The sequence below is a fragment of the Marinococcus salis genome (genome assembly GCF_054971365.1).
In genome coordinates, this window is the sequence record NZ_JBQOJB010000001.1 from 221839 (window position 1) to 234261 (window position 12423).

Below are 12423 nucleotides of genomic sequence, written 5' to 3' on the forward strand. Positions count from 1 at the left end.
ATTACGAAAATCCTTCAAATTGTAAAGACGAAAACCGAAAATTTCCATAAAAGCATATATCGTTCAGCTTATTGAAATATTTTAAAAATAAAACGTGTACACAATACCAACAGTCATCCCCATCGCGATGACCGTAAGCGGCAAACCGACTTTGATATAGTCGGAAAATTTATATCCGCCGGGCCCGTAGACAATCAGGTTCGTCTGATATCCAATCGGCGTGACAAAGCTCGCTGAAGCGGCGATCGCAATCGTGACGGCAAAACCCATCGGATCAGCGTTCAGGCTTTCGGCAATACTAAGGCCGATTGGAATCATCAGCACGGCGGCCGCACTGTTTGTGATCAATTCAGTGAACAGGTTCGTCAGAGCGTAAACAAAAAACAGCACTACAATGATCCCGAGTGGTTCCCCAAAGGCAAGCAGTCCCTTCGCTATCCAAGCAGCAAGTCCCGTTTCGGTCATGGCCGACCCCACCCCGAAGGCACTCGCGATCAACAGCAGCACCTGAAACTGTACGTAGCGCTTCGCTTCCTCGGGTGTAATAATACGCGCCACCAGGAAAATGAGTACTGCCATTGCCATCGCCTGAAACATGCTCAACCATCCGACTGTAACAATCGCAATCATTGCGAGCAGCACCCCGAGCGAGAGCCATCCTTTCATGGGCTTCTCTCTAATGGACCCCGGAGTTTCGAGGGCAGAAACAACGTAAAAATCGTTCGAGCGCTTGTATTTCTGCAGGAAATCCGAACCGGCGAGAAGAAGAAGCGAATCCCCGGGACGCAGCCGGATGTCCCCAATTTTACTCTGGATCCGTTCGTTGTTACGGTGCACCGCCACTACGCCTGCATCGTAGGAAGAACGAAACTGCGCCTGCTTAATAGTCTTTGACTGAAGCGAGGACTGGTGGGAGACGACTGCTTCCACCAGCTGACTCGAGCCGTTCTGCAGGTCATCGAGCGTCAGCTCGGTGCCGGTTTTCAGCGTTAGTCCTGCTGTGCGCTGAAGATCGGCCATTTTCTCGAGTATCCCGGTGAAGATCAAACGGTCACCCGCCTGCACAATCGTATTGGAGCTTACCGGTGATATCCGCTCATCACGGCGGATAATTTCGATCAAAAACATTCCCTGCAAATCCCGGAGTCCTGCTTCCTGAACGCTTTTCCGCACATATGGAAATGTCGGCTCCACCTTCATCTCACACAGGTACTCCTTGGCCTCATCCTCCATCCGTTTCTGCGTTCCCTCATAGGCTGGCAGTATCCGGTAGCCGATGGTAAACAGGTAAATGAGCCCGACAGCTGTAAGCGGCAGGCCGACGATCGCCAGCTGGAACATGCCAAACCCTGCCATATCATAATCCAGAAGCATCCCGTGAACCACCAGGTTGGTCGAAGTTCCGATCAGCGTAATCGTCCCCCCCATAATTGTCGCGTATGACAAAGGAATTAAAAACTTGGAGGGGGCGTAGCCGCGGTCTTCGCACCATTTTTTGATAATCGGGGTGAACGCTACCACAATGGGGGTGTTATTTAAAAACGCTGACATGCCGGAGATCGGCACAAAGGTTCGTACCATTGATGATACCGGGCCGCGGCTCTTCTGCAGCCAGTGAGTCATAAACCGCTCCACGAGCCCGCTCTTCTGCACTGCTCCGGCGACAATAAATAAAAGCGCCACTGTCAGCATCCCTTCGTTGGAAAAGCCGACAAGGGCCTGTTCCGTCGTCAGAATACCACTGATCAGAAGAATAACCAGCACAGTAAATACGATCATATCCGGGCGCGCAACTTCAAAAAACAACGCCAGCAGCATTGCCACAATTAATATTAATACAACACCCATTTCGATCGTCATATGTATCCCTCTATTTCCTACCATTCTTATAGGAATGATTATACAGCAAAAGAGACCCACTGCGGGAGTCTCTTTTCATTAGTTTATAGTTTAAAAAAGAATTAGGTTTAAACCGATTTTACAATAAACCAGCCGTTCTTCTGGTCTTTTCTATTATAATAGAACCTTTCATTGTCTTCGTACCTTACTACCGTTCCTCCGGCGGCCTCTACAATTGCCTGACCCGCTCCTGTGTCCCACTCCATCGTCGGAGCGTATCGCGGATAAAAATCGGCCTCCCCCTCTGCGACCAGGCAGAATTTCAATGAGCTGCCGGCGGAGACTACATCGACTTCATTATACGTTTCTTTTAGTTCATTAATGAATGCTTCCGTGTCCGCTGACATGTGTGAGCGGCTTGCTACCACATGCGCTTTGTCTTCAGGCCTGGAAACGGCAAGCTTTTCGCCGTGCTGCCGGAGCAGCTCTTCACTGAGGGGCAGCTTGGAGGTAACGTCAGTCACTTTATATGCCCCGAATGATTGCCCGCCGATGTACAGCACGTCCTGTGCAGGTACATAAATAACTCCCATAACCGGGTATTTGTTTTCAATTTTTGCGATGTTAACCGTGAATTCATCATTCTTTTTCACGAATTCCTTTGTACCATCCAGCGGGTCCACGAGCCAAAACGAGTCCCAGTCTTTCCGCTGCTCGTAATCCACGGCATTTCCTTCTTCGCTGATGACCGGCGTTTCCGGGTCTGCTTCGTGAAGCCCTTTAGCGATGACATTATGGGCGCGCTTATCCGCTTCTGTCAGCGGGGAATTGTCCTCTTTATGCTCAACGGTAAAATCCCGCTTGTACACGTCCATGATTTCCTGCCCTGCTTCTACTGCAATTGAAATAATTGCGCTTGTGATAACCGCCTGCATATGCATGCTCCCTTTTTAATTACATGTTTATGTGGTCCATTTGAGTTAAAAATTTGCCGTTTAATTTAATTACTTTGTTTCACTTGCTTTATTGTACACTTCTTCCAATTAAGTGAAAAGATGATTTCCTCTTAATAATAGTGTGGGCCGAAATTTTTTACATATTATAAAGAAAACGAGCCGCCCATATGAGCAGCTCGTTGCTATTAATTTTTGCTGAAATAAGAATTGGTACCTTGATAAATTCCTTCAGCAAGTTTTTCTCTGTAGGAGCTTTGTTTCAAGTAGGAAGCTTCCGTTGCGTTATCGATAAATCCAACTTCCACTAACACAGAAGGAACCTTCGTTTCACGGATAACGTGGAAGTTGCCTTGTTTTACTCCACGGCTTTTTCCAGAGGTTTCCCGGATGATTCCTGATTGAATCTCTTCTGCGAGCTCTTTACTTTCTGCACCTTCGTATTTACTGTACCAGTACGTTTCAATTCCGTGACCGCCACCGGCGTTTGTGTGGATACTGATGAAAGCATCCGCGCCTGCGTTATTTGCGATCGAAGAACGCTGGGAAAGCGATAGATACTTGTCACTTTCACGCGTCATTACCACGTTTGCTCCAGCTGCACGTAATTTACTAGCCAGGTATTTAGATGTTTCGAGGTTGATATCTTTTTCTTTCAATCCATTTCCCTGTGCGCCTGGATCATGGTCGCCGTGTCCAGCGTCTACCACAATCGTCTTGCCGGCTACAGCAGATTCGGATGGATATATTTCATCTACATTCAATGCTGCACGAAGAGCTTTCATGGTGTTCGGACCAGCCACACCGTCCACTGCGAGATTTTCAGAACGCTGAAAATCTTTTACTGCCTGCGCAGTTGCGGAATCAAACTGATTGGATGGGTTGCTTACACTCATGAACCCAAGTGCTTCAAGGTCAAGCTTCAGCTGAACCACTCCATCATGAGTCGTGCCTATCTTCATGATCGAAATCGATCCGTAGTTTCCTGGATCTCCTACATCGCTTTCTTCATCGTCGCTCCCCTTAGTGCTGAGAACTTCGCTGATTTTCGCGAGGGTATTCGGACCAGCTACACCGTCTACATACAAACCATGGTCACGCTGGAATTCTTTAACCGCGGCTTCCGTTTGAGGGCCAAAGCGCTCGTTCGGATTCGCGATATCCAGATAGCCGAGCGTATAAAGGTCTTCTTTCATCGCTTTTGCTGCCGGACTCGTTACACCGTCTTTCAACAGCTCATCAGAGCCGCTGCCAGATTCACTGTTACTATTGTCGTCTTCTGCTGGCGGGGTCTTCAGTACTTCTCTGAGTTTCGACAGGGTGTTTGGACCAGCCACACCGTCCACCACCAGCCCGTGATCGCGCTGGAAATCCTTCACCGCGGCTTCCGTCTGAGGGCCAAAGCGTTCATTTGGCTCGGAGATGTCCAGATACCCCAGGGTATAAAGATCGGTTTTCAGTAATTGGGCAGCTTTGCTGCTCACACCGTTTTTCAGAAGGGTACTGCTGCTGTCACTGCTGTTGTCATCGTTGTCGCCATCCTCTGAAGCTGCCTTCAGTACCTCGCTGATTTTCGACAGGGTATTCGGGCCAGCCACACCGTCCACGACAAGGCCATGGTCCCGCTGGAAGGCTTTAACCGCGGCTTCCGTCTGCGGGCCGAAGCGTTCGTTCGGGTCAGCAATGTCGAGGTAGCCGAGCGTATACAGGTCTGCTTTCATTGCTTTCGCCGCCGGGCTCGTCACCCCGTCTTTCAGAAGCGTGCTGCTGTCGCTGCTGCCTGCGCTGTCGTCTTCACTTTTGCTGTCGTCCGACGAAGCTTTTAGCACGTCATCGATTTTCGCAAGCGTGTTCGGGCCGGCGACGCCGTCCACGACAAGGCCATGGTCCCGCTGGAAGGCTTTAACAGCCGCTTCCGTCTGCGGGCCGAAGCGTTCGTTCGGGTCAGCGATATCGAGGTAGCCGAGTGTATACAGGTCCGCTTTCATCGCCTTCGCCGCCGGGCTCGTCACCCCGTCTTTCAGGAGCGTGCTGCTGTCGCTGCTGCCTGCGCTGTCGTCTTCACTCTTGCTGTCGTCCGACGAAGCTTTGAGCACGTCATCGATTTTCGCCAGCGTGTTCGGGCCGGCGACGCCATCGACCGCTAATCCGTGGTCGCGCTGGAAGGCTTTAACAGCGGCTTCTGTCTGCGGGCCGAAGCGCTCGTTCGGGTTGGCGATGTCCAGATATCCGAGCGTATACAGGTCCGCTTTCATCGCCTTCGCCGCTGAGCTCGTGACGCCATCTTTCAGCACGCTGCTGTTTGTATTGCTGTCTCCAGAAGATTTGCTATGTAAGATTTCGTTTATCTTGGAGAATGTATTTGGTCCAGCGACCCCGTCTACAGTCAGCGAGTGGTCTTTTTGAAAATTTTCCACCGCTCGTTCTGTCTGCCTACCGAAGTATTTAGTCGGGTTCGCTATATCCAAATAACCAAGCTCATACAGATCCTCTTTCAGTTCCTGTGCCTGCGAACTGTTGTTTCCGTATTTAACGATATTGGAAGCTGCATTGGCTGGAGTTGACGTAGACAATACAAACGAAATAGCGAGCAAAACGCCAGCTAAGACAAATATGAAGTTTTTAGACATCTTGATTACTTCCTCACTCCTTTTTCTATAACTTAATTTTATGCATGTGTTCATTCTAGTTAGGACTTAAGAATCAATCAATAGGTAATTATTATGCAAAAAATGCATCGTGATTATATACCCCCTCATAAAAAAACCCAATATAGTCTGTTTTTATCGTTATTTTTTAATTTTATTCTTATACACTAAATTTCATTTTCGTCTTGTTATAATTAGTTCTAAAGAATTATTTTTTGTCCTATCATATATATTTTAAAAATTGCATAATTCTTTTAAACCGCACTTTATTGTGTAATTTTTCTTAGTTAGGACGATAATATACACGTACTACTTAATTAGGAGGCTGAGTATGGTTTCATCTAAAAAAATTATATTTTTCAGTTCGTTTATCGTTTCTATTTCTTTAGGTAGTTTCGCCACCGCTGACACGGCCCAGGCCAATGAAGAAGATAATAGCAATGAATTATACATGACGCAGGGTACAGAAGCTTCTGAAGTGAAAGAACTCGAAGAAGCTTTAATTGTTTTAGGCTACCCCCTTCAAGAAGCAGACACTTTATTCGACAGCGATACGTCTATACATATTTCAGATTACCAGGAGCGAAACAGCTTTGAAGTAACTGGGGAAGTTGATCAGGAATTGCTTGAAAATATTCTGGGTGACGTGAAAAACCAAGAAGAAGGTGAAGCCTCCGTTAACACGGATTTAGAAGAAGACTTACCGGACGATTCCTCCACTGACCAACCCAACCCGGAAGATACTTCTGAAGAGGAGAATAGTGATCTAAAGGATGATATAGATGAATCTTCTATTGAGAGATCTTCAGAAGAGGAGAAAGACCAAGAATTAGAGGAAGATCCGCCAGTGGAACGTTCCGAAGAAGATTCACAACAAACGGAGATCAAAGACCAGGCTGGCCCTGATCATGAAGAGGAGAATATCGACCAGGAAAAGCAGGCATCTGAAGATACAGTACAAGAGAACGCCTCTGCCTCTGAGAATGAGTCCTCTGACGACGGAAGTGGAAATACAGAAAAGCAGGAAGAAGCTGAACCGCAAAAAGAAAGAACTTTTGTATTGGCGGCTAGAACTTTTTCTTCAGCAACTATCATGAAAGAAATTAACAGTACGATTCTGAAGGATGGCGTAACGAGCCCCGCCGCCCAATTGATGAAAGAAAACCTGTACACGCTCGGTTATCTCGATATCGCTGATCCGAACGAGCGCTTCGGCCCGCAGACAGAAGCCGCGGTTAAAGCCTTCCAGCGCGACCACGGGCTGGTCGTGGACGGCGTGGCCGGACCGAACACCCTGGCAAAGCTGAACGAAGTGCTGAAAAAAAATAACACCGCCGCCCCAAAGGATGAGAAGCCTGTAAGCACTGATACGATTCTGAAGGACGGCGTGACCAGCTCCGCAGCCAAGGCGATGAAACAGAACCTGTACACGCTCGGCTACCTGGACATTGCTGACCCGAATGAACGCTTCGGCCCGCAGACAGAAGCCGCGGTTAAAGCCTTCCAGCGCGACCACGGATTAGCGGTCGATGGCGTCGCCGGACCGAACACCCTGGCAAAGCTGAACGACGTGCTGAAGAAAAACCACGCTGCTGACGAAAAAGAAGAGGAACCAATCAGCACCGATACACTCCTGAAGGACGGCGTCACCAGCCCCGCAGCCCAGGTGATGAAACAGAACCTGTACACGCTCGGCTACCTCGATATCGCTGACCCGAACGAGCGCTTCGGCCCACAGACGGAAGCGGCTGTTAAGGCCTTCCAGCGCGACCACGGCCTCGTCGTGGACGGCGTCGCCGGTCCGAACACGTTGGCGAAGCTGAGTGAAGTGCTAAAGAAAAATAACAGCTCCAACGAAAAAGATAAGGAGCCAATCAGTACCGATACGGTTCTGAAGGACGGCGTGGCTAGCCCCGCAGCCAAGGTGATGAAACAGAACCTGTACACCCTGGGCTACCTCGACATTGCTGAGCCGAACGAGCGCTTCGGCCCGCAGACGGAAGCGGCTGTTAAGGCCTTCCAGCGCGACCACAGCCTCGTCGTAGATGGCGTCGCGGGACCAAACACCCTCGCAAAGCTGAACGAGGTCCTGAAAGATTCAACAAAGGACAAAAACACCGAGGACGAAGAATTGGACAGTGATAGCACCCTTCTGAAAGACGGTGTCCGCAGCGAAGCGGCGAAAGCCATGAAAGCGGATCTGTATACGCTTGGTTACCTCGACATCTCCGAACCAACCACGCACTTCGGCCCAATCACCGAAGCCGCCGTGAAGGATTTCCAGCGCGACCACGGGCTGGTTGTGGACGGCATCGCCGGACCGAAGACCCTCGCAAAAATCAGCGAGGTATTGAACAACCCGCAGACGGATAAAGATACCGAGGACGAATCGACTGTAGAAATGCCTGCCCCTTTCACCGAGGAAATTAAGCAGGGCGATGAGGGCGAAGCAGTTCTTCTCGTAAAACAATACCTAAAAGCTGCAGGCTTCAATGCAGGCTCGAGCTCTGTTTTTGACAGCTCCGCCGTTGAACAGTTAAAAGCTTTTCAGCAGGCAAGAAGCCTTAATGTTACTGGCGTAGCAGACGCCCCGACCCTGCGGGCCCTGGTGGAGGAAAGGGAAACAACGTACGTTTTCACCGGTAAAGACCGCTTCGGGCACGGCGTTGGCATGACCCAGTGGGGAGCTTACGGTATGGCCCAAAACGGCCAGAGCTATAAAGAGATACTAAATCATTATTATACTGGGATTAATGTAGGCACGTCCGAACAGTATAAGTCCCAAAACATTCGCGTTCTGTTTGAAGAACAAACCAATAACGCTGTTTTCAGCAGTTCCGGCACTTACAGCATCAAGGATACGAACGGAACCACGCTTATGAGCAGCCTTACCGGTGAAACTACTGTAAACTACGCAAATACTGCAGAGGGCGGACAGTATACTATCACGAACAACGGCAACTCTGTCACCTCTTCCGCAGAAGTTATTGCTTCTGGCAACGGCACCTTTTCGTACCAGGGTAATTTGTACAAAGGGGAGCTTCATTTCCCTAAGTCCAACGTTAAAGTTAACGGAAATACGTACCGAAGCGAATGGGTAATGGACGTCGTCAACCACGTCAATATCGACACCTATCTTGAAGGAGTCGTTCCTTATGAAATGATCGTCGGCTGGCAGGAGCCGGAAGCTTTTAAAGCCCAGGCTGTTGCTTCGAGAAGCTACGCTTTGACGAAGCTGTCCTCTGTCAGAAACTTCGACGTTTATGACGACACTCGCTCCCAGGTGTATCACGGCGTACCAACCGGGAGCCGGAACGACGCTATGGTGCTGAACGCTATCCAGGCAACAAGCGGACAGACCATTAACTACGGCGGACGATTGGCAGAAGCGATCTATTCAGCTTCCGCAAGCGGCCACACCGTTGATGCCGGCGACGTTTGGGGCAATTCTGTTCCATATTTAATAGGTGTTCCGGATCCTTACGACGTTTCGAGATACGCGCAGAATTCCTGGACCTATTCCATTTCTAATCAGGAGCTTTCCAACTTGAGCAGCTTTAAGGCTTACAACAAAGGCAAGGTTCTCGATGTCGACTTTGAAACGAAGAATGAACGGCTTCAGAAGGTGATCGTTCATTTTGAACAGGGCGACGAGGAAATGTCCGCTGATCAGTTTCGTTCCAAGGTTGGAAGTAACGTGATGACTTCCAATATCATGAGCATCGACACCATTAATTAAGCAACGCAAAAAAGCACCTCCTCTTCCCTGTTTCAGGGGCGGGAGGTGTCTTTTTATTCGGGTTCGTTCTGCGCTTCTCTGCGTCGCACGATAAATATCGTAATTAAAATAATAGCTAAGTTAAATACTGCCCCGAGTAAGCTGTAGATCGCAATACCTGTAACAGCTGTATAATAATTCGCAGCAACGAGCATGGCAGCAATGCGAAAAACGAGCAGCAGCAGCTCATAATTAAACAGGATCTTTTGGATTTTCAGCACCTGTATGGTTCCAATGGCGGGCCGATTGATGAACCCAAAATAAAGCCATACCATTAGCCAGGACGAATACACACCGGCCTCTCTCCACTCTTCGCCCAGAATGAAGCTGAACGCCCACGGGGCGAATATAATTAGCAGAATCGCCGGGATTAATGCTCCGGCGGCTAAATACAGGGTGGATTTTATTAAGAGCGGCCCTAAGTTTTTTCCTTTATTGTACATGTCTGAAGCGTTTTGAAAATACACCTGGTTGAATGACTCTGAAATTAAGTTGGTCGGCATTTTCACTAGTTTCAGTGCAAGGGAATAGAAGCCCACCACGCTTGTTCCGAAGAAAACGCCAAGAAGAAAAGGAGCCATGTTCTGTGAAAAAGCATTTACCAGGGCCTGCGTCGAGCTGAACATTGGAAAGTCTTTAAATTTTACGATAATCGGGCGGAACAGGCGTGTATTGACTTTTTTAAACACGCGGTAGTTCTGGCCTTTGAGTGTATCGTACATAAGCGTGGACGTTGCAAGAAACTGTCCGAGCACCTGGCCGCCGACAAGCCCCCCTGCACCGAAACGAAGGAAACCGCCGGAGAGCTGTCCCCCTACGACCCCAATCGCCCTGGATACTCTTGAAGCAGCGATTTTTTTATAGCGTTTGTTGCGTGTCGACCAGAATTCAAAGGACTTATAAAGCCCCATCAGCATGGCATTCACAGGCACCAGCCACAGCCACGGCGCCAGTCCCGGCGTATTCAGCCAACCGGCAATATTCTCCCGCAAGAGCCATACAATAATAAATAGAAAAATAGTAATACATGCTGTGATCAGCAGAGAAAGTGCAAAAACATTTGCACTTTCTTCTTCATCTTCTGCAAGTACAATAGCCATTTCATACCTTAAGGTCATTATTGCCGTCAATACTACAACAATGGAAGTGAACAGAGCCAATATGCCAAATTCTGTCGGGGTATACAGTCTTGTCAACACAGGAGTCACAGCAACTGTAATGATTTGAGCCAGCACTGTTCCCGACATCAGGACGCTCATATTGCGAATAAATTTATTAGAAATCAGACGTTTCCATTTTGATGAATTGTTTTCGTGCGCCATGTCCCGTCCTTTCTCCAGTCCGCCAATTAAGGAAAATATCTGTTTTCGACAAAGAAGCCTTCTATTGAGGCTTTAAGCTGTTTTGAAGCATTGCTGCCTGCAGAACAATAAGTATTTCTTTGGCACTCAATGTCTCCAGTAATTCTTCTTCGTCCATTTTTTCATCAAAAAGCGGCGCCAGCAACTGGCTTCCATTTAATTGTTGAAGCTCTTCGGTAATGTACGCTTTATGGTCCTTCACCAGACGATCAAAGTCTGCCCAAGAATCCTGGTTTACTTTGTTTTTCGACACAGTATCCACCAGCGATCTTTTGGTACGTATCGCCGCCATGATTGGGAAATTGACCTTTGCTGAAAAATAGGGAAGCTGGCCTTTAGTGTGGGAAACATACCACGACTTTTTTAAATGCTTCCTAAACGCCCGGTGAAAGAGCTGGCGGTTAATTTTATACTCCTGAGGGGCTGCTGCCGCTATTTTCATCACTTCGTTTTGTAAAAAAGGCTCATAATTGTTGAATACGCGCCGGTGCACGAAAAAGTTAGACATGCTTTCGTTCATCGAAGCCGGCCAGAGCTCACTCCATTCTACCGCGCTCGCAGGCCGAAAGGAGGCTATATAATCCTTATGCTTCTTTCTTCGTTTCACTACGGCTTCATAAACGTTTTTACCAATAAACGAAGGACTTTGGTTTTCTAAAAAAAAGTCAGAGGAGCTGTTGTTTTTATCCAGCGTATCAAGCCTGTACTTTAAGCCCCGGAACTTGTATTTATGTACATTTTTCACCCGGCTGCCTTTTAAATAAGCATCTGCCCCGAGACCGCCTATTACAGCCCCGTATTGGTCCAGTCCAAGGAACCGGCTCATGCCATATGCATGGGCATGATACGCCGGAGAGCTGGAGCCCTGGGCCAGGGAAACCGGAAGCCACTGATCCAGGTAGTATGATTTAGCCCTTAAGCCTAATTTCGTATCTATTTTGTAAACAGAAGCAGTTTTTTTAGCAATGGTTAGTTCTCTGTTTATATCGTCTAAAAACAAATGTCCTACCCTCTCTACGCTTCGGGGCATAGAGTCCAGTACTATCCGGGAATCCTCGCCCCCGCTTACAAACACCGCGGCGCTTGCACAACCCTCTGTTATTTGCGATACCGACTGCGTAAAGCTTTTCTCCAATCTCGAAGCCAGTTCATCCAGGTTCTGTTTGTTTTCTTCTTTCGGAAGCCAGTAGCAGCGGTTTTTCTTTATTTCATGCTCAGCGGGATCCAACGTATAGTAGGAAGCTGGATGTGCCTGGAAGACTCCCTGATACATCGTGTGTGGATAAGTGATCGTCTTATTTACTATCAGATCAGCGAACGAAACGTAATCGATGTCCCCGGAACGGTGTGATGCTTTGGCAACAGCGTCCACATGAGTTCCTAGAACTACTTCTTCTGTGTCGTCTTCAGCTGAATAATACACAGGAATGAAGCCCATTAAATCAGTTACTGCATGAATTTTATTCTCATTTTTATCGATAAGACAAAAGAAAAAAGGCCCGTCGATGTATTCATCAAATTTTTCGTTCTTTTTATTCCATTCATTAATAATTTTCTGCACACGATTCGTATTAAAGCTTTTATTCTCCGTTTTAATTAAAGGGCCGCCTGTGAGTATTGCTATGTAATCATCTGTTTCGATCCATTCACTGCTTTTATAGTGATTCTCAAAAAAAGCGATGGATCCCCACGGCCCTTCTGCGGCAACTGCGGACTTTCGTTTTTCCGGGTCAAATATTTTCAATAGTTGTTGAAGCTTCCGGCTTTTGTTCTTTTTTGAACTATAAATGAAGTCAGACAACCCTATCCCTCCAGTGCCACATCGAAATAACTGCTGTTTTCAC

Annotated in this window: 6 protein-coding genes; 1 reads left to right on the forward strand and 5 read right to left on the reverse strand. The window is 48.0% G+C overall.

Annotated elements, in window-relative coordinates; translation table 11 throughout:
* Positions 1 to 81: 81 nt before the first annotated feature.
* The 3 genes from ACTTK6_RS01065 to ACTTK6_RS01075 all read right to left on the reverse strand — a co-directional run bounded on the left by ACTTK6_RS01065 (position 82) and on the right by ACTTK6_RS01075 (position 5422).
* Positions 82 to 1860: an SLC13 family permease gene (locus tag ACTTK6_RS01065; RefSeq protein ID WP_462832393.1), complete on the reverse strand. Its 1779-nt coding sequence runs from the start codon at positions 1858 to 1860 to the stop codon at positions 82 to 84.
* A gap of 107 nt (positions 1861 to 1967) precedes the next feature.
* Positions 1968 to 2774, reverse strand: a complete 807-nt coding sequence (cysQ, locus tag ACTTK6_RS01070) for a 3'(2'),5'-bisphosphate nucleotidase CysQ (protein ID WP_462832394.1) — start codon at positions 2772 to 2774, stop codon at positions 1968 to 1970.
* A gap of 206 nt (positions 2775 to 2980) precedes the next feature.
* Positions 2981 to 5422 carry an N-acetylmuramoyl-L-alanine amidase gene (locus ACTTK6_RS01075; protein WP_462832395.1) on the reverse strand — a complete coding sequence of 814 codons (2442 nt, stop codon included), beginning with the start codon at positions 5420 to 5422 and terminating at the stop codon, positions 2981 to 2983.
* Positions 5423 to 5771: 349 nt separating this feature from the next.
* Here ACTTK6_RS01075 and ACTTK6_RS01080 point away from each other — a divergent pair, with 349 nt between their 5' ends.
* Complete coding sequence (locus ACTTK6_RS01080) at positions 5772 to 9179, forward strand: peptidoglycan-binding protein (protein ID WP_462832396.1); 3408 nt, start codon at positions 5772 to 5774, stop codon at positions 9177 to 9179.
* Between the two features lie 53 nt (positions 9180 to 9232).
* Here ACTTK6_RS01080 and ACTTK6_RS01085 read toward each other — a convergent pair whose 3' ends face one another.
* Positions 9233 to 10540 carry a lipopolysaccharide biosynthesis protein gene (locus tag ACTTK6_RS01085; RefSeq protein WP_462832397.1) on the reverse strand — a complete coding sequence of 436 codons (1308 nt, stop codon included), beginning with the start codon at positions 10538 to 10540 and terminating at the stop codon, positions 9233 to 9235.
* A gap of 61 nt (positions 10541 to 10601) precedes the next feature.
* Positions 10602 to 12380, reverse strand: a complete 1779-nt coding sequence (locus ACTTK6_RS01090; RefSeq protein ID WP_462832398.1) for a hypothetical protein — start codon at positions 12378 to 12380, stop codon at positions 10602 to 10604.
* Positions 12381 to 12423: the final 43 nt, after the last annotated feature.

Excerpts from the sequence above, each read along its gene's own strand:
- ACTTK6_RS01075 (WP_462832395.1), bottom strand. The coding sequence starts at position 5,422 with ATGTCTAAAAACTTCATATTTGTCTTAGCTGGCGTTTTGCTCGCTATT.
- ACTTK6_RS01065 (WP_462832393.1), bottom strand. The coding sequence starts at position 1,860 with ATGACGATCGAAATGGGTGTTGTATTAATATTAATTGTGGCAATGCTG.
- ACTTK6_RS01080 (WP_462832396.1), top strand. The coding sequence starts at position 5,772 with ATGGTTTCATCTAAAAAAATTATATTTTTCAGTTCGTTTATCGTTTCT.
- cysQ (WP_462832394.1), bottom strand. The coding sequence starts at position 2,774 with ATGCAGGCGGTTATCACAAGCGCAATTATTTCAATTGCAGTAGAAGCA.
- ACTTK6_RS01085 (WP_462832397.1), bottom strand. The coding sequence starts at position 10,540 with ATGGCGCACGAAAACAATTCATCAAAATGGAAACGTCTGATTTCTAAT.